The sequence below is a fragment of the Hungatella sp. genome (assembly GCF_046966825.1).
This window is the reverse complement of record NZ_JBKVCZ010000079.1, coordinates 1-20,416: the sequence shown is the minus strand read 5'-3', so window position 1 is coordinate 20,416 and position 20,416 is coordinate 1. Positions and strand designations below refer to the sequence as shown.

The 20,416-nt window shown below is 50.3% G+C and carries 19 protein-coding genes and 2 pseudogenes; all 21 read right to left on the bottom strand.

The window, feature by feature from the left end:
- Positions 1 to 29 precede the first annotated feature (29 nt).
- Positions 30 to 944 (bottom strand): RluA family pseudouridine synthase, encoded by a 915-nt coding sequence (locus ACLTD4_RS21395; RefSeq protein ID WP_055653131.1) that lies wholly within the window; start codon positions 942 to 944, stop codon positions 30 to 32.
- Positions 941 to 1,459, bottom strand: coding sequence for a signal peptidase II (gene lspA, locus ACLTD4_RS21390; protein ID WP_002604025.1), 519 nt, complete (start codon positions 1,457 to 1,459; stop codon positions 941 to 943). Before lspA ends, ACLTD4_RS21395 begins: the two co-directional genes overlap by 4 nt.
- 10 nt (positions 1,460 to 1,469) lie before the next feature.
- Positions 1,470 to 2,558 carry a 3-dehydroquinate synthase gene (gene aroB, locus ACLTD4_RS21385; RefSeq protein ID WP_117620672.1) on the bottom strand — a complete coding sequence of 363 codons (1,089 nt, stop codon included), beginning with the start codon at positions 2,556 to 2,558 and terminating at the stop codon, positions 1,470 to 1,472.
- Positions 2,559 to 2,709: 151 nt separating this feature from the next.
- A complete protein-coding gene (locus ACLTD4_RS21380) occupies positions 2,710 to 3,231 on the bottom strand; it encodes a cell division protein SepF (RefSeq protein ID WP_002604023.1) in 522 nt (173 codons plus the stop codon).
- Complete coding sequence (locus ACLTD4_RS21375) at positions 3,228 to 3,932, bottom strand: YggS family pyridoxal phosphate-dependent enzyme (RefSeq protein ID WP_117620671.1); 705 nt, start codon at positions 3,930 to 3,932, stop codon at positions 3,228 to 3,230. The genes ACLTD4_RS21380 and ACLTD4_RS21375 overlap by 4 nt, the downstream gene beginning before the upstream one ends.
- Positions 3,933 to 3,946: 14 nt before the next feature.
- The gene (locus ACLTD4_RS21370) at positions 3,947 to 5,386 is read right to left on the bottom strand and encodes an HlyD family efflux transporter periplasmic adaptor subunit (RefSeq protein ID WP_117620670.1); all 1,440 of its coding nucleotides are present in this window, start codon (positions 5,384 to 5,386) and stop codon (positions 3,947 to 3,949) included.
- A 165-nt stretch (positions 5,387 to 5,551) separates the two neighbouring features.
- Positions 5,552 to 5,971: a hypothetical protein gene (locus tag ACLTD4_RS21365; RefSeq protein ID WP_055652805.1), complete on the bottom strand. Its 420-nt coding sequence runs from the start codon at positions 5,969 to 5,971 to the stop codon at positions 5,552 to 5,554.
- Positions 5,972 to 6,060: 89 nt separating this feature from the next.
- Complete coding sequence (locus ACLTD4_RS21360; protein ID WP_055653132.1) at positions 6,061 to 7,011, bottom strand: D-alanyl-D-alanine carboxypeptidase family protein; 951 nt, start codon at positions 7,009 to 7,011, stop codon at positions 6,061 to 6,063.
- A gap of 28 nt (positions 7,012 to 7,039) precedes the next feature.
- Positions 7,040 to 7,435 carry a methylglyoxal synthase gene (gene mgsA, locus ACLTD4_RS21355; protein ID WP_002604018.1) on the bottom strand — a complete coding sequence of 132 codons (396 nt, stop codon included), beginning with the start codon at positions 7,433 to 7,435 and terminating at the stop codon, positions 7,040 to 7,042.
- A 14-nt stretch (positions 7,436 to 7,449) separates the two neighbouring features.
- Positions 7,450 to 8,580, bottom strand: a complete 1,131-nt coding sequence (locus ACLTD4_RS21350) for an FtsW/RodA/SpoVE family cell cycle protein (RefSeq protein WP_002604017.1) — start codon at positions 8,578 to 8,580, stop codon at positions 7,450 to 7,452.
- A 2-nt stretch (positions 8,581 to 8,582) separates the two neighbouring features.
- A complete protein-coding gene (gene minE, locus ACLTD4_RS21345; RefSeq protein ID WP_002604016.1) occupies positions 8,583 to 8,861 on the bottom strand; it encodes a cell division topological specificity factor MinE in 279 nt (92 codons plus the stop codon).
- Positions 8,862 to 8,871: 10 nt separating this feature from the next.
- The gene (gene minD, locus ACLTD4_RS21340) at positions 8,872 to 9,663 is read right to left on the bottom strand and encodes a septum site-determining protein MinD (protein ID WP_002604015.1); all 792 of its coding nucleotides are present in this window, start codon (positions 9,661 to 9,663) and stop codon (positions 8,872 to 8,874) included.
- Positions 9,664 to 9,696: 33 nt separating this feature from the next.
- Entirely contained in the window at positions 9,697 to 10,362 is a 666-nt protein-coding gene (gene minC, locus ACLTD4_RS21335; protein WP_002604014.1) for a septum site-determining protein MinC, read from the bottom strand.
- 31 nt (positions 10,363 to 10,393) lie between these two features.
- Positions 10,394 to 13,258, bottom strand: coding sequence for a penicillin-binding transpeptidase domain-containing protein (locus ACLTD4_RS21330; RefSeq protein ID WP_117620669.1), 2,865 nt, complete (start codon positions 13,256 to 13,258; stop codon positions 10,394 to 10,396).
- Complete coding sequence (gene mreD, locus ACLTD4_RS21325) at positions 13,251 to 13,769, bottom strand: rod shape-determining protein MreD (RefSeq protein WP_002604012.1); 519 nt, start codon at positions 13,767 to 13,769, stop codon at positions 13,251 to 13,253. Before mreD ends, ACLTD4_RS21330 begins: the two co-directional genes overlap by 8 nt.
- A 45-nt stretch (positions 13,770 to 13,814) precedes the next feature.
- A complete protein-coding gene (gene mreC / locus ACLTD4_RS21320; RefSeq protein ID WP_117620668.1) occupies positions 13,815 to 14,762 on the bottom strand; it encodes a rod shape-determining protein MreC in 948 nt (315 codons plus the stop codon).
- On the bottom strand, positions 14,763 to 15,458 hold the full coding sequence (gene radC / locus ACLTD4_RS21315) for a RadC family protein (RefSeq protein ID WP_117620667.1): 696 nt from the start codon (positions 15,456 to 15,458) through the stop codon (positions 14,763 to 14,765).
- A gap of 48 nt (positions 15,459 to 15,506) precedes the next feature.
- On the bottom strand, positions 15,507 to 15,758 hold the full coding sequence (locus ACLTD4_RS21310; protein ID WP_002604009.1) for a DUF4321 domain-containing protein: 252 nt from the start codon (positions 15,756 to 15,758) through the stop codon (positions 15,507 to 15,509).
- A 102-nt stretch (positions 15,759 to 15,860) separates the two neighbouring features.
- Positions 15,861 to 17,139, bottom strand: a pseudogene (locus ACLTD4_RS21305) (aminotransferase class I/II-fold pyridoxal phosphate-dependent enzyme).
- Positions 17,117 to 18,084: pseudogene (gene miaA, locus ACLTD4_RS21300) on the bottom strand (tRNA (adenosine(37)-N6)-dimethylallyltransferase MiaA). The pseudogenes ACLTD4_RS21305 and miaA overlap by 23 nt, the downstream one beginning before the upstream one ends.
- Positions 18,081 to 20,243 (bottom strand): DNA mismatch repair endonuclease MutL, encoded by a 2,163-nt coding sequence (gene mutL, locus ACLTD4_RS21295; protein ID WP_117620665.1) that lies wholly within the window; start codon positions 20,241 to 20,243, stop codon positions 18,081 to 18,083. The pseudogene miaA and the gene mutL overlap by 4 nt, the downstream one beginning before the upstream one ends.
- Positions 20,244 to 20,416 lie beyond the last annotated feature (173 nt).

The following is a 20,416-nucleotide window of genomic DNA, read 5'->3' as shown; positions in this document are numbered from 1 at the left end:
AAGCAGCAAGATACCACCCAGAAAGAGTTCTAGGTGGTACGTAATTTTCTTAATAATTCTTCAAAATACTCGGGCAGCGGGGCCGTAAATTCCATATATTCCCCGGTTCTCGGATGCACGATTCCCAGCACGCCTGCGTGCAGTGTCTGTCCCGTAAGCTTATAGGGACACTTGGCCGGACCGTATACCGCGTCACCCAGAAGCGGGTGGCCGATACTCGCCATGTGAACGCGAATCTGATGGGTACGTCCCGTCTCCAACCGGCATTCCACATACGTAAACTGGCGGAAGCGTTCCAAAACCCGGTAATGGGTCACGGCTTCGCGGCCATTCTTCTCATTGATGCACATCTTTTTTCGGTCCACCGGATGGCGGCCGATGGGCCCGCTTATGGTCCCCTCGTCGTCCCCCATCACGCCATGGACAATGGCGTAGTATTTCCTCGTAATGGAGTGCACCTTCAGCTGCTCCGCAATGGAGTTGTGCGCCATATCGTTCTTACAGACGATGAGAACACCGGTCGTGTCCATGTCGATGCGGTGAACGATTCCCGGTCTCATCACGCCGTTGATACCGGATAAATCCGCCCGGCAGTGGGCCATCAGCCCGTTTACCAGCGTACCGCTGTAATGCCCTGCGGCGGGATGCACCACCATCCCCTTCGGTTTATTAATTAAAATAATATCGGAGTCCTCATACAGGATATCCAGTTCCATCTCTTCCGGAACGATTTCGGGCTCTACCGCCTCCGGAATCTCCAGCTCAATCAAGTCTCCGGCCGCCGTCTTATAGCTGCTCTTAACCGGCTTTCCGCCCACAAAGACCGCCTCTGTCTTCAGCAGCTTCTGAAGATAGGACCTGGAGATATCGGGGCATTGCTCCGATAAGTATTTATCAATCCGTATGGCTTTCTCGTCCTCTCCTACCGTAAACTGCTGTTTCAATCCGCTTCCCTTTCCTTCCGGCCTGACAGGCAATTCAAATCCTCTTCTTTATACAGAAACAGGAACAGCAGGATAAAGATAAACATGGACACCGTCACATAGCAGTCCGCCACGTTGAAGATGGGGAAATCAATCAGCTTGAAATACAAAAAGTCCACCACATAGCCCCTCGTAAACCGGTCGATCATATTGCCAACTGCGCCGGCAGAGAGAAACATGGCGATCAAATGCAGCGGCAGATACTTCTTCGTAGCCGGCATACGGCTTATGGAGTACACAGCCGCGGCCACCACAATCACAGCGATAATCAGGAAAAACCACTGTTTTCCCTGGAGCATCCCGAAGGCCGCGCCGCGGTTTTCCGAATACAGGAATTCGAATACCCCATCCCATATGACGTAGGCCGGCCGGTCCATCAGATGATTGACCGCCAGCAGCTTCGTCCACTGGTCCAGACCGATTGCCGCCAGAAATCCTATGATAAGTCCTGTAACAAGTTTTGCTTTCTGTTTCATGTATGTCTCCTTATGCCAAAATGCGTGAAAGTCCCGCATTCATTTCATCATCCGTTACGGTCTTGTCAATATAAGCTTTTCCTGCCTCTTCCAGCAGAATAAAGCGGATCGTCCCGGAATCCATCTTTTTATCACTCTTCGTCGTTTCAATGATCTCATCTGCAGAAAGCCCGCTGACCGTGAGAGGCATGCCGAAACGCTCCATCATCTCTTTTAACCGCAGCAGTTCCTCCTCCGCCATCGTACCTCTGGCAGCAGAGATTCCCATGGCCGCGATACAGCCCAGTCCCACACAGTGGCCGTGCATCAGCTTAAAATCAGCCAGCTTCTCGATTGCATGGCCCAGCGTATGGCCGTAATTAAGCAGCGCCCGTTCTCCCTGCTCCGTCGGATCCATTTCCACGACATCGCGTTTAATCCGGTTGCTGACCAGGACCATCTCCTCACAGACGGACAGGTCCCTCCGGCCGATCTCCTCCCCATGCTCTCCCAGCCACTCATAGTATGCCGCATCCTTAATCAGGCCATGCTTGATGATCTCTCCCATACCGGAAGAAAACTGCTCATCCGTAAGGGTCTTCAGCGTGGAAATATTCGTATAGACCAGCTTCGGCATATGAAAAGCGCCAACCATGTTCTTGTAGGCGTCAAAATCAACTCCGGTCTTCCCTCCAATGCTGGAATCCACCTGCGAAAGAAGGGTGGTGGGAACCTGAATAAAGGAGATTCCCCTCAAATACGTCGCGGCCGCAAAGCCGCATAAATCTCCTACCACGCCGCCTCCCAGGGCCAGCAGATAATCGTGGCGGTCAAACTTCTTCAAGATCAGGGTCTCATAGAGATCCTTTACCGTATTTAAGTTCTTATTCTCCTCTCCTGCCGGAAATATAAAATGCTCTGTCTTCCGGCAGCAGGCCGAGGCAATCCGTTCTACCTCCTCAAGGTAGAGCGGGGCCACGTTGGAATCCGTGACGACGCAGATCTTCCGTTCCTCCAGATTCATCCCGCGCAGCTCTTCCTCCAGCTGACTGAAGGATTGCTCCATTACTATATCGTATACTTTTCTTCCATCCATATGTACCGGAATTCTTTTCTCCATATTACGGTTCCTCCAAAGTAAAATAGAAAGCAAACAATCTTCCTTCCTGACGGTCCCCGTCACGAAAAATCCCGCGGCGCCGGCAGGCCGGTGGTTGGAAGATTGTCTGCTTGTACTATACCTAAAATCTGATTGTCTTTTATCGTCATGGCTACAGACGAAGATTCATTCCGCCCATATCCAGCGTACCATTATTCAGCAAGTCCTGAAAATCACCGGAAAGCTCTACGGATTCCGGAGTTGCTATAAATATGTAATTCGAGATCTTCTGCAGATTGCCGTTCATAGAGTATGTCGCACCCGATGTAAAATCGATAATTCGCTGTGCCACTTCCGTATGGATTCCTTCCATATTCAGCACAACTGCTTTTCCAGCCAGCATATAATCACAAATCTCTTTGGCATCCTCGATGGACGTCGGCTTCACCATGGAAACTTCCATCATGGAGCGCTGTTTCATCGGTACTACCTTTGGAGAACGTGATAGAAAGCGCGGCTTCTGATCGTACTCTTCATCGTCATCGTAATAGTCATCTTCATCTTTTTTGGCAAAGAGTCCTTTTCTGGCAGGTCTGTCATCTTCATCTTCGTAATCGTCATCTAAGTAGTAGTCATCCTCTTCATCGTCACCGTTTAAATGCACACTCTCCAGCAATTTGCTAATTATGCTCATCCTTCATTCTCTCCAATCTTATATCTTGTACCAAAAATGCCGGTACCGACTCTTACCAGAGTTGCTCCTTCCTCTATCGCTACTTCATACTCTCCGGTCATACCCATTGAGAGCATACTCATAGTAACATTATCAATGTTTTTCCCGCGCATGTCAACATAAAATTGATATAATTTTTTAAAAATTGGCCGATTTTCTTCGGAATTATCTACAAAAGGCGCAATTGTCATCAATCCCTGAATATGCACATGGGAAAATGCCGCAATTTCTCTCAGCGCCTGCTCCGTTTCCTCCAGGCGGAAGCCGTATTTGCTCTCCTCCTCCGCCACATTCACCTCCAGCAGAATGTCTGCGGTTATGCCCTTTTTTGCTGCTTCCTCGTCGATCTGGGCCGCCAGCCTGACCGAATCCACACTGTGAATCAGGACGGTCTTGTCCACCACCTGGCGTACCTTGTTTCTCTGTAAATGGCCAATCATATGCCAGCGGATATCTGATTCCAGCACCTCGTGCTTTTCACACAGCTCCTGTACCTTGTTTTCTCCAAAATCGCGGATTCCTGTCCCGTACGCTTCTTCAATCATGGAAACCGGCTTCGTCTTGCTGACCGCTACCAGCGTCACTTCCTCACGGCTTCTTCCCGCCCGTCTGCAGGCCTCTGAAATCCGTCTTTCTACCTCTTCCAGATTTTCTTTTACCATATTGTAACACCTCTTTACTGATAGATTAATTCGCCTTCACTGACTGTCGACGCATCCAGCACGATGTGGTCGTATACGGCCAGACCGTACGTCATATTCTTCTTAATTGTATAGTATTCGTCATTGGACGCCAGCACATCGATCTGCTTAAACACGGCATAGCCCTTATTGATGTTGTACACACCCTGTAAGGACGCGCTCGCCCCGATCTGGTAGCGGTCTGTGGAATCCGGCTTCACGATGTAATCGCCTGCATTAAAGCCGTTCTCTCCGCCCATCTCGATATAGTAATTGTCCTCCTCGGAATAATAGATCGTCGCCGGAACAAATACCACAGAGCTTCCAGATTCCGAATAAACCTCTTTATTAAATCCGCTTTCCGAGCTGTCGCCGCCCTGGGTTAAGTACTCCATGGGAACGAGATAGAAGTCCTTCGTCGTCACGGCGCTGGCCGGAATCTTAAGCCCGTCCACCTTATCGGAAATAATCTCAAAGTCCACGTAACGGTCTGAAGCGAACTGGACCATGTATTTATCGAAATCCAGTTTGCCGTATGGCTTTCCATCCGTTCCGGTAAGCATGGAAAAGCTGCCTGTTGCTTTTAAGTCATGACCGGAAAATGTGACCGTCAGGCTTGTCTTATCCCCATAAGCCTTCACATCATCGTCACTCAGCGAAAATACCACGGACCACTGATCCGACGTGATCATCTTATAGACAGGAATCCCCTTTTCAATCAGATTTCCTGCTTTTGTAATCGTCTTCGTATACTTGCTGCGGTCGAATACCGCTTCCGAAATTCCAGAGGCATTCAGGCTCTCATAAGAGTCCACTCCGTAGGACACGACACCGGCCTCATCGGCCCGCACCTGCTGAAAATTAAATCCCGCCTCGTCAAGGAGGCTTCCAGCGTTATCCAGCGCATTAAAATTCATGTATTCCATCACGTCCGCTTCCAGCGTATACTTCGTATCGTAAACCGAGTTAAAACGGTTGTCGTCGTACGTAAGACTGAATACAGTCAGCTGTTTCTTTAAATCAGCCAGATTCTCCGCTGTCAGTGTGACATTTTCTTCTGTATTTTCTTCCAGGAATGATGCGATATTTCCTGTTTCATCAATGGAATAGATCCGCGTTCCCACCGACGCCCTTTTTCCCTCCCGGATATAATAGTTGATGTATCCGGAGCGGTCGGCGGTCTTCACCTCTTCCTCTCTCAAAATAATACCGGTATAATCGGTATTATTCACGATGCTTCCTTCCTGTACTTCATAGAACTGGATCTTGTCCCTCCGTATGTAGGTATAGACGCTGAACACCATATAAACAAAAATCAATGCGAAGATGATCATTCCGACATTAATATGAAGCGGCTTCCGGTATTTAATGATCTTCTTATTCTTTTTTTTCGGGGCCGCCTCCTTCTTTCGGGGCCTTACCTTCTGTTGTGCCAAGAGAGCGCCTCCTTTCCCTTCTAGTTATTATAAGAGTAAAATGCAAAAAGTTCAAGTGAAAGATGTACGCGGAAGATCCGCTTCCTCCGCAAAAAAAGGGACGTACCCGCAAATGCCATTCAGTTCAGCATTTGTCAGATACGCCCACAATTCCTTTATGTATGATTATAATGAAACAATCACATCGGCCTGCGCGTTCTCAGGCAGATTCTCCGCGTCCATGGATACGCTGAGAACGAAGGTCACGTGATACTTTTCACCGATTCTTTCCAAAGTCGTGATGGTGTCTGTAATATCTTCACCTTCTAAACAGGACAGTTTTAAAAAGCTGTCTAAAAACATCATTTCCAAATCGTGATCCTGTGAAATAATTCCACAGATAAAACCAATAAATCCTTCACTCGATTTAATCGGGTACTCATTGACATTAATGAGACGAATCTTGTTGCTTAACTCATACATGTGCTTGGAACTCTTGTCTAAATAGACGATGGATCCCTTGGAATCCCTGATGGCGGAATTGGCCCTATCCAACAGATGTTTTGTCTTCCCCTTACCCTTTTTTCCTGCTATTATCTGCACCATAGCGATCTCCTCCTTGAGTTATATGATTTGTATAAAAAGTCTATTAATATTAAAGTAATTATAGTACAAATCCCCATAAAACGCAACGACTAATCTACAATTTTATTCAATATATTTGACATATTATCGTAAAGGCCCGTTCTATCAGGGGCTTTTAAGACAACGGAAATATATTCCATCCCCGAAGAGCCGCTGCTGCCCATGATCAGACAGCTTCCCGCAGCCTTTGTCGTGCCTGTTTTGCCGCCCAGCGCAGTCAGTCCTTCCGGCATATCCCGTTCACCGGTCATATACCAGTTGCTCTGCTTCCAGGTCTTTGTCAGCGTATCTCCCGAGGCCGACGCGTAGACAGCGTCATAGGATGACGTACCGATCACCTTCCTGAAATCAGGATATTTCATGGCTTCATTGAAAATCAGATACAGATCGTATGCGGTCGTATAGTGGTTTTCATCGTTTAAGCCATGGGGATTGACGAAATGTGTCCCTGTCGCTCCCAGCTTTCTCGCCTCTTCATTCATCCGGTCGGCAAACTTCTCAATACTGCCATCCATGTGGACTGCAATCGCAGCGCCGGCATCATTGCCGGAAGGCAGCATAAGACCGTAGAGCAGCTGCTCCATAGTCAGTTTATCGCCCGGTTTGATGCCGCATAAGGTCGCACCGCTCTCCGTAATCACCGCTTCCTCCGGTACCGTTACCTCGTCGGACAGATTCCCGTACTTGATCGCCAGCAGAGCCGTCATCGTCTTGGTGATGCTGGCCGGATACAGCTTTTCAAAGGGATTCTTTCCGAAAATCACCGTTTTATCCGACAGGTCAAAGACCGCCGCCGCTTCTGCGGTAACCGCCTGATCTGTGGATGGAGTGTCCGCCGTGACGACGCAGAGATTATGTGCAAAGCTCTCTGCCCTGTCCGATAGCGTTGTTCCTTCATATAGAGCCGTCCTCTGCGCGAAGTCATAGGGATTATCCAGTTTTTTAAAGCTGGAGCAGCCCGACAGCATGGTCACGCATAAAAACGCGCAGCCGGCTTTCATCGTAATTTTCTTTTTCACTTACAGACTCCTACTTATACATCTCACGCCACTCTAAGTCACCGCGGTCCAGAGACTTGATTAAGAGCTCTGCGGTCGCCAGGTTTGTTGCCAGCGGAATATTGTGCATGTCGCAGGTTTTCATGATATTAACGAGGTCCGGCTCATGAGCCTTTGATGAGAGCGGGTCTCTCAAAAAGATCACCAGATCGATCTCGTTGTGCTCAATCTGGGCTCCCAGCTGCTGCTCACCGCCTAAATGACCAGCCAGGTACTTGTGGATATTTAAATTCGTGACCTCTTCAATCAGACGGCCAGTGGTCCCTGTCGCGTACAGGGTGTGCTTGCTTAAAATCCCCCGGTAGGCGATGCAGAAGTTCTGCATCAGTTTTTTCTTTGAATCATGTGCAACTAATCCTATATTCATAACGATATACCTCCTTAATAATTACCAATTTTGCGTTGCAATCCAACATTCAGAACAAGGCCCATCCCGATAAAGATGCTGATCAGGGAACTGACTCCCGAGCTGATAAACGGAAGCGGCAGGCCGGTATTGGGGAAAATCTGTGTCGCTACGGCGATGTTGGCAAAAGCCTGAAATCCGATAAGCGCCGCCATGCCGGTGCAGATCAGCCGCCCCGCCATGTCTCTGGATTTGTACGCCAAGCGCAGACATTCAAATACGATGAGACCGAAGAGCACAATGACGGTTACCCCGCCGATAAAGCCCAGCTCCTCTCCGATAATTGCAAAGATGAAATCTGTCTCTCCGGTGGTGCCCAGCCAGTTTCCATCCTTTACGGATGCGATAGTCGTATTAAAAAGTCCCTTCCCCTGAAGCTGTCCGGAACTGATTGCCATGATAGAATTCTTCTGCTGATACATATTCTCCGCGTACTGTTCCGCATGCGGATAGATCCACGCCAGAATACGTCTCGCCTGGTAATCGTGGATAAAGGGGATTAACCCCTGCGTCAGCAGATAGATAAATAATGCGCCTGCAGGTATGGCAACCGCAAGCACGCCGCCGATCCAGCGGTAACTGATGCCAGCTGTATACACCATACAGAGTATGATGACAATGACAACCAGACTGGTGGATAAGTTCGGCTCCGCAAAAATAAGGCCGATGGGTATTACGGCCAGTATGGCCGCGATCCCCACCATAACAGGCATATTCATCTTTTCCTGATATTTATTCCAATACCAGGAAAAGAATACAATAAGCCCAATCTTCACGAATTCGGAAGGCTGTATCCGGCCGATACCCGGAACGTCGATCCACCTTGTGGCTCCGCCTGCCGTGTGACCCATCACCAGCACCGCACCTAAAAGAAGGATGCATACTGCGTAATCCAGCGCATATAAATTAATAATTCTATGATAATCGATGATGGAAAGCCCTATGGCCAGGGCAAATCCCACCAGGATACCGATTATCTGTTTTGTAACCGTCGAGGAATCCTGTCCGGATGCGCTTGCAACCACGAGAATCCCAATGACGGATAACGCCACCATGTAAAGAACCAAACGGTAATTATAGTATTTAAAATTGTAGTCAAAAAACATAGTCAGTATATCCCCTTGTCAGGTATATCGCGAATAGGGATGTTCGCATAAAGCACCGGCATATAACTGTCACAGTCCGGCTGCTTCATCTTCGTCATCTGTATCTCTATTCTGTCGGAATCAACATCCATGTATCTCGATATCACATGGATCATATCGTCTTTTATCATCTGCATCACTTCAGGAGAACAGTCCGCCTTGTCCGCAACCAGCAAAAGTTTCAGACGATTTCTTGCAATCTCTCCTGAATTCTTCTTACGGAATACAGGAAACAGGCTCATCTCATCCCTCCTACGCTCTCTTCAAGAGGTTGGAAAGCTTAAAGAAAAACCCTCCACGCGCCGCCACATTCAAAAGCGGCACCGTTTCGCCGGTTATACGTTTGCAAATGTCCATATAAGCCTGTCCGGCCGGTGTTCCTATGCCAACCAGAGGCTCTCCCTGATTGGTGGATATGACGATGTCCTCGTCATCCGGGACTGCGCCGATGATATCAATGGCTAAAATGTCCATCACGTCATCGAGGGACATCATATCCCCGCGTCTCACCATATCCATACGGATCCGGTTCACCACCAGATCGATGGTTTTCATGCCGGAGGCTTCCAGAAGCCCGATAATGCGGTCCGCATCACGGATCGCCGATACTTCGGGTGTCGTTACCACAAGCGCCCTGTCGGCGCCGGCGATGGCGTTCTGAAACCCCTGTTCGATGCCAGCCGGGCAGTCCAATAGTACATAATCGAACTCTTCCCGCAGATCATCAACAAGTTTCACCATCTGGCCCGGATTCACCGAGGTCTTGTCCCTGGTCTGAGCCGATGGAAGCAAAAACAGATTTGGATATCTTTTGTCTTTTATCAGGGCCTGCTTCATACGGCAGTTGCCTTCTACCACATCTACAAGATTGTAGACAATGCGGTTTTCCAGTCCCATGACCACATCTAAGTTCCTGAGTCCTATATCTGTATCGATAAGAACTACCTTTTTCCCCAGAATGGCCAGGCCGGTACCAACATTGGCAGAGGTTGTTGTCTTGCCTACCCCGCCTTTTCCGGAAGTAATGACAATGATTTCACTCATCTCATATCCTCCTGATTCAATCCATATTCTATTCTACATTAATTTTCGGAATATTTCCACACTTTTTTTCATTGGTTTGATAGAGACTTTATTTCCATCCAGTGAAGCGGTCATCGGTCCGCGGCCCAGCTTCTTCCCACGGCCGTCAAGCCGTGAGGTGCAGTCTGCGATGCGAAGCTGCGTCGGCGCCATGGTCAACGCCACAATCACAGCGCCCTCATTGCCCGCAACACCCGCGCATACGGTGCCGTACAGCGCGCCGAGAACGATCACGTTCCCCTTCGCCATAACCTTGGAGCCTCGTTCCACATCTCCGATGATAATGATACTGGCTTCCGATTCCAGCGTCTCTCCGTCCTGTAAATTTCCTTTAAAGAATTGTCCTGTCTGGCAGGACAGTTCCATCAGTTTCTCATTCAGTGCTTTTTCGCAGCGTTCGATGCGGTTAGCGTCCGTATCAACGAGGCAGACGATCTCTAAATTGGAGTTCTCCATAATCTGGTTTACAACCGCAAATTCCTCTTCCGCTGTCAGTTTTCTTCCCTCCAGCGTCAGCGTCATCTGGGCCGAACCCCAGAACTTCGTGTTGTCCCCGAACTTCCTGCCGATATCGGCAAGAAGCGTCTGAAACGGGACCTCCGGTTCCAGATAAACGGTCATACCCGCCTTGTTGCTTTTAATCACTACGGTATTATGCATCATATCCACCTGACCTTTTCTCTCACCCTTCTTAATCGCGAATCGTGACATTCGCCGCATCACGCGCACCGGCACTCAGGATCGATTCCAAATCAATCTCTCCATAATAGTACTGATAAACGCTCTTTGCTATATTCGCGGCATTGGAAGCCGAATATCCGAACGGAATGTTCACGGTAACACAGATCTCCGGATTGTTATATGGCGCATAGGAAATAAAGAACGCGTGGTTCGGCTTGTTTTTTGCCTCCTGGGCCGTACCGGTCTTGCCGGCGATCGGAACCTCTAAATCGGCAAACAGCTTCTTCGCCGTACCACTGGCGATAACTTCCCTCATTCCCTGCTGTACAGTATCCCACGTTGAATCCGCCGCGTCAATATGAGAAGAAATCTCAGGGGTATAATCTTTAATCAGATTACCTTCAGAATCAGTTGTCTTATCCAGTAAGCTGAGTTCGAATACATTCCCCCTGCTGGCGATCGCCGCCACATATCTCGATAACTGTACATTGGTATAGGCGTGGTTACCCTGTCCCATAGCGGAACGCTCCGGGTCGATGTCTGAAATCTGAGGCTCCAGCTCGTCGATTTCCACGCCGGATTTATGATCCAGTCCGAACAGGGCAGCGTATTTATGCAGCTTATCCAGTCCGAGAGACGGAACGTAATTGCCATCGGCATCCATGGACAGCCTGTGTCCAAGGTCCGCAAAGAAGAAGTTGCAGGAATTCTGAAGGCCGCCAACCATGTTAAGCGGGCCGTGGCGTCCAGGATAGATCCAGCACTTGATCGGTGTGTCGATCTCTTCATATCGTCCGGTACAGTCGATCGTATCCTCGATTCCAATTGCATTTTCCTCCAGTGCGGCGACAGCCGTAAGCGGTTTAAAAGTAGATCCGGGAGCCTTCTTGGCCTGTGTCGCATTGTTATATAACGGCAGTGACAAATCATTCTGAAGCTGGCTGAAATAGGCGCTGTCGCCGATCCGGTTATTATCGTAACCAGGATACGACACGAGGGCCAGAACCTCTCCGGTCTTGATATCCGTTACCACCACACCTGCGTTGCACGGAGCCAGCGCCAGCTGGGCCGGTGTGATCTCCAGCGTCGATATCTTTTTCATCAGGAACGCATAGGCGTCGCCTGTCGCCTTTAACTGGCTGATATCTTCCTCATTATATTCCAGAATTCCCTGATCGAACAGGGCCAGACAGAGCTCCTGTCCGGTAATGACATCGTCGTTGATCAGATAACGGTAGATTTTCTTCGTAAAATTCCGGTCTTCCTTCAGTTGTGCAAACACATAATCCACCAGCACTTTAAAAGTATCATCGGCATTGGAATACTTGGAATCCGTCTCCAGCTTTGTAGTATCCACCCAGCCGTTTGCGATTCCATAATACAGATAGTCACGCAGACTGATCTCATCTGCTTTCCACGCCAGATACTCGGCGCTCGTCTTGTCGATTAAATCTTCCTTTATGATACCCACGGTCGGACTGGCCAGATACGTGTAAATATAGTACATATAGGCAGCAAGGTCCTGATCCAGATCCTTCAATGAAGCCGGATGGCTGCTCATAAGTTCGTTCTGCAGTTCTGAAAAAATCTGATCCCTGGATGATAAGAATTTGCTGTTAATATTCTTTTCCACATCTGAGGCTTCCTCAGATTCGAGATGCTTCAGCGAAAGAATATTATTGTTAATCAGCTGAAAATACGCATCCTTAACAGGGATCGTCATGTTCGATCCATCTGTGCTGCTGGTAATCTCCACATCGCCGGGCACAATTTTCTTTAACAGAACACCGGCTAAAGACTGTTCGACCAGATGGTAAATACCGGTCTGCAGCCCTGCGATCTGCGTAAGGTAAATGTCGTTGCCGGCTCTCGACTCGGTTTCATCGAGCGTCTCTCTGACCCGGCCCCGGCTGTCCTTATAGATGGTCTTGCTGCCCTTCGTCCCCTGGAGCTCCTGCTCCATCGTATACTCGATTCCCGTAGTTCCCACGATGTCATTCACATCGTAGTCAGGACGGTTCTTTTTCAGTTCCTCCAGCTGGTCTTCCTGCACCTTGCCGGTATAGCCGATAATCGGGGCAAATGCGATACTGTCGTTATAGGCCCGGATGGTGGTTTCCTCCACGTTGACGCCTGCAAGATCTGCGGTATGCTCCAGCACATCCGCGACAGTCTCATCCGATACCTGTGTCGCTACCGTCGTCGCCTCGTATTTACGGAACGACATGAGACGGAGTGCGTATTTGATATTGATGATATCCAGCGCCTCCTGATCCGTCATGGTGACCGGATTGCCGTCGGAATCCTTCATCTCATTTAATTTGCCGGTGGCACACGCCTTTTCAAACAATTCTCTTGCCGTGATCGCGGAAGGGTACTTATTCTCTTCATCATCCAGCTCATCCACACTCTTCAAGCCGTAATAATCCCGCAGGAAACGCTTCCTGCCGGCCTCTGAGGAAGAAGTATAGATCATATCTCCGTTGCTGTCGATGGCTACCTCAAACTTTCCCTGTACTGTCTCCCCATGCTTCTCCAGGATTCTGACCAGCCTTAAATACATGGCGTTCTGATCTGCCGTGGTCTTATATTCCCCGGTGTCCTGAACGGTCACGGAATAAGCCAGCTTGTTGTAAGCCAGCACCTTGCCGTTCCTGTCATAGATGTTGCCGCGTGTTCCCGCTGTGGTAAGTGTCTGCTCCGTCAGCTGCATATAATCGTTTAACGCCTGTTCTCCGTTTACGATCTGTAAATTAAACAGCTTATGGACGAGTCCTGCGTACATGGCTATACAGATGACTCCCAGTACAAGGAGTCTTGACGATGCGATTTTCTTCAAAAAGTCTTTTAAGATGTCTAATAAATCTCTAAACAATCGATGAATCTCCTCTTTTTTCTATCTCTTCCAGATGACGGTTGAACATCAGGAAAATACGGTAAATAAGCAGTGTTGTCACCACCGTAAAAATGATTTCCGGCAGCATTAAGTTCATAAAGTAGTATCCGATTCCAAGACGTTTCCGGATCAGGAACCGGAACACATAAATATAAAGATTGTACGCCAGGTCATTGAGCACGCTTAAAATAAGCGGCAGCGTAATGTAATCCTCATAGTAGTATTTGGTGCAGATGCCGTTTACATATCCCACGTAGATGAAAATAAGCGTGTAAAAACCGAACGGGCCGCTGTAGAATAAATCCATCAGAAGACCGGAAAGAAGGCCGTAATACATACCGGCCTCCTTTCCGTGGATAAATCCGAAGGAAAAGGTCAGAATCAGCAGCAGATTCGGAGATGCAGAGAGAAACGGGAGCAGCGGGAAGATACAGTTCTGAACCGTAAACGCCAGAATAATCATAAGAATATTAAAGATAATTCGTTTCATCGCCGCCGCTCCTTTCGTTATCGTTTTCTCGCTTCTTCATGGCTTCTACTGTGCCGCAGCAGTCTCTTCTTCCGAAGAAGCCGCCGTCTCCCCGTCCTCGTTCGTCTCACTCTCTCCCGCCTGCGTCTCGGCAGAGGCGCCGTCTTCCGCGGTTGTCTCCTCTGTCATCTTCACTTTGAGATCGGTGATGACCAGAACCTCCTGCAGGCTGTCAAATTCAGCCGCAGGAATTAAGTAACCCGATTTGGTCACATTGTTTGTGTCATTGGTAATCTCCGCGGCATAGCCCACCAGGATTCCCGGCACAAAGACGGAACTGGTGTTGGAGGTGACGATCTTATCGCCATCCTTTAAGTCGCTGTCCTTCAGCACGTTGGTGATGCGGAGCCGCCCCTCTTTAAACAGCGTTAAATCACCGCCCACGATACAGCCGTCTCCGGACTGGATGGCCATGGCGCTGACACGGCTGGAATCATCGATGATGGACCGGACCGTGGCGTAATTGGCGCCAACGTCCGTGACGATTCCCACCAGACCTCCGCCTGCGACCACGTTCATATCCACGGCGATTCCGTCCTTTGATCCCTTGTCGATCCGGAACACCTGGAACCAGTTGCTGGAGTCGTTGGCGATGACTCTGGCCCCGACCTTATTGTACTGGCCGTATTCCTGGTCCAGCTCATACAGCTGTCTCAGCCGCTTCAGTTCGAATTCCTCCGCCTGAAGCCTGGTATTTTCCTCCGTCAGCTGGGTGATGATGTCCTTCATCTCCTTGTTATCTTCCAGAGCGTCTTTCAGTTTTGTATAATCCACGATTTCATCGTAAATGGCGGAGCCCACCTTATTGACTCCTGACTGCACCGGGATCAGAAAGTACCCGACTCCGGTCCTCAAAGGCGTCAGCCACTCGTCATGGATTGATGTAAGGCCGATTAAAAGCACACAGATCACCGTTAAGGCAATCAGGACGTATTTACTGCGTTTCGATTCCATCTATATGATTCCCCGTTCTTTAAAACTGGTATAGGAATTGTCTCCTATGATAATATGATCCAACATACGGATTCCGATCAATTCTCCGGCTTCCATGATTCTTCTGGTTAATGTGATATCTTCCCGGCTGGGTGACGGATCGCCGCTGGGATGGTTGTGAACCACAATGACATTCACGGCGTGGTACTTCAGCGCCTCAATAAAAATCTCCCTGGGTGAAACGACGGAAGCGTTCACCGTCCCCTGGGAAATCAGCACATCTCTTATGAGCACGCCCTTTGTGTTCAGCAGCATGATGCGGATCTGCTCCTGCTCCATGTGCCGCATATCTTCCACATAGTAGTTCACGATGTCTTCCGGGTTGGAAAAGCTAGCCACGTCTTCCAGCACGGCCTTCTTCCAGATCCGCTTCGACAGCTCTCCGATACAGAGGAGCTGCGCCCCCTTTACTCTTCCGATTCCCTTAATCTGAGTCAGTTCGGGGAGTGAAAGATGCAAAAGCCCTAAAATACCCTCGCTGGGGTAATTTAAGGCCAGTATCTTTTGTGCAAGTGCCAGGGAACTGTCTTCCCTGGATCCCGTCCGGATGATAATGGAAAGAAGTTCTCCGTCACTTAACCCCTCAGGGCCTGTCCGAAGGCACTTCTCATAAGGCCGGTCATCCGCCGGTATGTCTTTCATCGTAATTCTGTTCATATGTCTCCTGTCCGTTACTCTCCAGGTACGTGTCAAAGACATATGTATTTAAATGAACCGATAGGTAATGAGAGCCAATGCCACTCCAATGATGCTTGCCATGGTGATCTTGATACTCAGGCCAAAGGTAATGACCAGAATACCGAAGTTAATAATGAGCGGTGAATCGAATCCGAAGGACTGTCCGAAATTCAGCCAGGACAGCCAGGATACATCCTGAGCCATCGTCCCGATAAATCCGCCCAGCACGATCCCCGTCAGCACCAGAAGAAGCAGTACCCAGCAGTTTTTACGTTTCATCTGTTACTACCCCTCATTCGTTTTTGGCAGGAAAATCCATGCCTGCTTTGTTATTCTATCATAGAAACGCAGTCGTGTATACACTTTTTTTGCCGTTTGGCTCTATAACGTGATCAGTCCCGCGTCCTTTAATTTCTGCATGGACATGAGAATTCCAAGCTTCGCATGGTACCAGGTAAGCCCTCCCTGGAAATAAACGGCGTACGGAGGTTTGATCGGTCCGTCGGCAGAAAGCTCGATGGATGCGCCCTGTACGAAGGCTCCTGCGGCCATGATAACCGGCGCGTCGTAGCCCGGCATCGCCCACGGCTCCGGAGTGACAAAACTGTCCACCGGCGCGGCCGCCTGAATTCCCTGGCAGAACGCGATAACACCCTCCGGCTTTCCGAAGGTCACTGCCTGAATGATATCGTGGCGCGGCTCGGTGCTGTTCGGAACCACGGAGAATCCCAGCTTTTCATAGACATTGGCTGCGAATACGGCCCCCTTCAAGGCTCCTGCTACCACCGTTGGCGCGAGGAACAGTCCCTGATAGAAGGACTGGTTAAGCCCCTGCTGGCTCCTACCTCACGTCCCAGACCAGGGGCGGTCAGGCGGTAGGATGCGCGGTCGATGCAGTCCTTTCTTCCGGCGATGTATCCGCCGATCGGCGCCAGTCCGCCGCCCGGATTCTTGATGAGAGACCCCACCATCATATCCGCTCCCACGTCGGCCGGTTCCATCCGCTCCACAAACTCTCCGTAACAGTTATCCACCATACAGATGACATCCGGCTTCCGTTCCTTGATAAAGGCGATCAGCTGACCGATCCGCTCTACCGACAGGGTCGGCCGGGTGGCGTATCCCTTGGAACGCTGGATTGTCACCAGTTTCGTCTTTTCATTGACTGCCGCTGCAATTCCATCAAAATCAAAGCTTCCATCCGGAAGCAGATCCACCTGGCGGTAGATGACCCCGTATCTTTTAAAGAGCCAGCGCTCTCCCGGATTCCGATTACCTCCTCCAGTGTGTCATACGGTTTCCCCACCGGTGAAAGGAGCTCGTCTCCCGGCCGCAGATTGCCCGACAGCGCCACGTGAAGCGCGTGGGTTCCGCTGATTAAGTTCGGCCTCACCAGGGCGCTTTCCGTGTGGAACACGCTGGCGTATACATCTTCCAGTGTATCCCGTCCCAGGTCGTTGTAACCGTATCCGGTGGTTGCGGCAAAATGAATGTCGCTGACGCGGTTGTCCTGCATGGCTTTTATAACCTTCAGCTGATTATACTCCGCCGTCTCATCGATCGCCGCGAAGCGCTCAGAAAGCAGCCCTTCTATCTCCTTTCCGAACTCCAGAACCTTTCTTTCGATTCCCAGCTGCTCATACATCGCATCCATTTCCATGATTTTCTGTCTCCAATCCATACGTTTCTCTGATATCCTGAAGCATTTTCTCCAGGACCTTTTCTCTGTCGCGGCCGAATTCTTCCAGATTCAGCCACCGCACATCCCGCTCCCGCTTAAACCAGGTGATCTGGCGCTTCGCGAAATGTCTCGTATCTCTCTTTAAAATGGTAACCGCCTCGTCAAGGGAGGTGTTCCCTTGAAGGTAATCCAGGATTTCCTTGTATCCCAGTCCCTGCATGGAGACCATGTCCTTCGTGCAGCCCATTTCCATTAATTTTTCCACTTCACCGACCAGACCGGCCTCTACCATGGCGTCTACCCGCTGGTCGATCCGCTCATAGAGCGTCTTTCTGTCATCCGTAAGGACGTAATACAGGAAGTCCTTAGGAGACGCTGCCGCTCCCGTTTGTTGTGCTCAATTCTTTCCCCGTCTGCCGGTAAAACTCGATGGCGCGGATCACGCGTTTCCGGTTGTTGGCATGAATTTCCACGGCGCCTCCGGATCGATCTCCGCCAGCATATCTGCAGAAAAACGGCGCCGCGTTCCTCTCCCAGCCGTTCCAGTTCCTCCCTGATCTCCCGTTCCTCTCCCTGCTCTGTAAAATCGATGTCATACAGAAGGGCCTGAATGTAAAAACCGGTTCCCCCGGCAACGATGGGAAGATGTCCGTGAGCGTATATCTCCTGTACCGCCTCCGACGCCTTTTTTTTAAACACGGCGACGTTAAACTCCCCGGTAGGCTCCAGAATATCAATGAGATAATGAGGAACCCCATCCATCTCCTCCGGGGTCACCTTGGCAGAACCGATATCCATGTGGCGGTAAACCTGCATGGAATCGGCGCTTATGATCTCTCCGCCCACGGCCTTCGCCAGCCGGACAGACAGAGCCGTCTTTCCCACAGCCGTGGGACCCGTCAAGATAATCAGTGGTTTCATCATACTATCCTCTTGAATTTTTTCTCCAGCTCGTACCTGCTCATGGAGATGATCGTCGGCCGTCCATGAGGACACGCATACGGATTCTCCAGATTCAGGAGCTGGTCTATCAGCTCGTTGGCCTCCGCCGTCGACAGTCGGCTGCCGCCTTTGACTGCCGCCTTGCAGGACATGGTCGCTACCCGCTCATAAATAATATCCGGATTATGAGTCGAAACATCGTCGGAAAGCCCGTCGATCATCTCGATCAGCAAATCCTTCTTGGCGATGGACAGTAAGTTGGCCGGTACGCCTCTCACCGCATACTCTCTGCCGCCAAACGGTTCGATCTCGAAGCCCATGTCCGAGAAATACTTCATGTGCTCTTTTAACAGCACCTCCTCGTTCATGTTCAGGGTCAGAATGATCGGCGGATTAAGCATCTGCGATGAGTATTCCCTGTTTTTAAGTGTTGCCATGGTTTTCTCATATAAAACCTTTTCATGGGCCGCATGCTGGTCAATAATATAAAGCTGTTCGTTAAACTCCACCAGCCAGTAGGTGTCGAACACCTGGCCGATCAGCTTATGCATCAGCCTTGATTTCGGTTCCAGCAGCTTTCCGTCAAAGAGATCCAGTTGTTCCGGCTTCCCGGAAAATGCGGCTGCACCTGCCTGTGCTTCGCCCGCTGCAGCCTCTCTTGCTGCAGCATCTTCCGCTGCTGCCTCTCCCGCTGCCGCATCTCTCGCTGCTGCCTCTTCCGCTGCTGCCTCTCCCTCTCCGGGCTGCACTCCACGGTCCGTCATTCCGTTTAATTGTCCATGTTCCCTTGCACCACCTGCCTGATTTCGTACCGTTTCTTCATTTTTCGCAGCCGATTCCGGCGATAACCCACGTAAAAAGTCTGCGCCTGCCGCCGTTTCTTCCACCGCCTCCCTTCCGTCGAAGCGGTTCGGAGTCATCTGCCCGCCAGCCGGCTTCTTCAGCCAGTTTTCAGCCAGAAAATCAGGATCTCTCATAAGAGACGGTTCTGCCGGCTTAAGCCGTTTGGAGCCAGGCGCGCAGGCGGCCTGCTGCCGGCTCATGGCCTCCAGCCTGCGAAGCTCAAAGGGCTCCGGTGACGGCTCGTGCTTCCTCGCCTCTTTTGCCTCCTGCTCCGCCTTTTCCTTATTCAGTTCCACCTCCGGAATCAGCTCCTTGTGAGCAAGCGCCCCCGATACGGCGTCGTAGACCATACGGTACACCATCTCCCCGTCGCGGAAGCGAAGCTCCATCTTGGTGGGATGGACATTGACATCCAGAAGCTCCGGCTCAATGGTGAAATGCAGCATGGTAAACGGATACTTGTGCTGCATCATAAACGGCTTGTAGGCCTCTTCTATGGCCTTCGATATGATGCTGCTTCTGATATACCGCCCATTAATGAAATAATTTTCGTAGTTTCTGTTGCCCCTGGCGATCACAGGCTTCCCGATAAAGCCGCTGATGGCGATATCCTGCTTCTTCGCCTCGACTGCCAGCAGATTCGCCGCAATCTCCCTGCCGAAGACCGTATAGATGATGTCCTTTAAGTTGTGGTTGCCGGAGGTATGCAGCTTGTTCTGGTTATTCTGGATAAAACGGATCGAAATCTCCGGATGGGAGAGCGCGATCTTTTCCACCAGCTCGGCCACATGGGAGCCCTCTGTCATGGGAGTCTTTAAAAATTTCCTTCTGGCCGGCGTGTTAAAGAATAAGTTTCTGGCGATAAATGTGGTGCCCTCCGGGGCGCCGATCTCCTCCAGCGGCCGTTCAATGCCGCCTTCGATGCTGTAGCGGCTTCCCGTCAGGGCTTCGCTGGTCTTCGTGATCAGCTCCACCTGGCAGACGGAAGCGATACTTGCGAGAGCCTCACCGCGAAAGCCCAGGGATGAGATCGTAAAGAGATCTTCCACGGACTTGATCTTGCTGGTGGAGTGGCGCAGAAACGCCAGAGGAACCTCTTCTCTCGGAATTCCGCAGCCGTTGTCGGTCACGCGGATGAAGGTGGTGCCTCCCTCCTTTATTTCAACCGTCACAGCCGTAGCCCTGGCGTCGATGGCGTTCTCTAAAAGCTCCTTCACAACAGAGGCCGGCCTCTCGATCACCTCGCCCGCTGCAATCTTGTTTATGGTATTTTGATCCAGTAGCGTAATGTTTGGCATATGGCTTATCGCTCCTTTATCTCTTTACTGCCAGCGGTTCTTAAGTTTCGTCTGAAGGCGGTACAGCGTGTTCAAGGCGTCGATCGGCGTCATATTTCCCAGCTCCAGTTCTCCCAGCTCCCGGACGATGTCGTCGTCCTTTACTGTGTCAAACAGGGACATCTGCTGTAAAT

Bases quoted from the DNA above. Each gene is read 5' to 3' on its own strand.
- radC (WP_117620667.1), bottom strand. From the start codon at position 15,458: ATGAACAGAATTACGATGAAAGACATACCGGCGGATGACCGGCCTTAT.
- mreC (WP_117620668.1), bottom strand. From the start codon at position 14,762: ATGGAATCGAAACGCAGTAAATACGTCCTGATTGCCTTAACGGTGATC.
- aroB (WP_117620672.1), bottom strand. From the start codon at position 2,558: ATGGAGAAAAGAATTCCGGTACATATGGATGGAAGAAAAGTATACGAT.
- ACLTD4_RS21310 (WP_002604009.1), bottom strand. From the start codon at position 15,758: ATGAAACGTAAAAACTGCTGGGTACTGCTTCTTCTGGTGCTGACGGGG.
- ACLTD4_RS21365 (WP_055652805.1), bottom strand. From the start codon at position 5,971: ATGGTGCAGATAATAGCAGGAAAAAAGGGTAAGGGGAAGACAAAACAT.
- ACLTD4_RS21380 (WP_002604023.1), bottom strand. From the start codon at position 3,231: ATGAGCATAATTAGCAAATTGCTGGAGAGTGTGCATTTAAACGGTGAC.
- mutL (WP_117620665.1), bottom strand. From the start codon at position 20,243: ATGCCAAACATTACGCTACTGGATCAAAATACCATAAACAAGATTGCA.
- minD (WP_002604015.1), bottom strand. From the start codon at position 9,663: ATGAGTGAAATCATTGTCATTACTTCCGGAAAAGGCGGGGTAGGCAAG.
- ACLTD4_RS21350 (WP_002604017.1), bottom strand. From the start codon at position 8,580: ATGTTTTTTGACTACAATTTTAAATACTATAATTACCGTTTGGTTCTT.
- minE (WP_002604016.1), bottom strand. From the start codon at position 8,861: ATGAGCCTGTTTCCTGTATTCCGTAAGAAGAATTCAGGAGAGATTGCA.
- lspA (WP_002604025.1), bottom strand. From the start codon at position 1,459: ATGAAACAGAAAGCAAAACTTGTTACAGGACTTATCATAGGATTTCTG.
- mgsA (WP_002604018.1), bottom strand. From the start codon at position 7,435: ATGAATATAGGATTAGTTGCACATGATTCAAAGAAAAAACTGATGCAG.
- ACLTD4_RS21375 (WP_117620671.1), bottom strand. From the start codon at position 3,932: ATGGTAAAAGAAAATCTGGAAGAGGTAGAAAGACGGATTTCAGAGGCC.
- mreD (WP_002604012.1), bottom strand. From the start codon at position 13,769: ATGAAACGAATTATCTTTAATATTCTTATGATTATTCTGGCGTTTACG.
- ACLTD4_RS21360 (WP_055653132.1), bottom strand. From the start codon at position 7,011: ATGAAAGCCGGCTGCGCGTTTTTATGCGTGACCATGCTGTCGGGCTGC.
- minC (WP_002604014.1), bottom strand. From the start codon at position 10,362: ATGCATAATACCGTAGTGATTAAAAGCAACAAGGCGGGTATGACCGTT.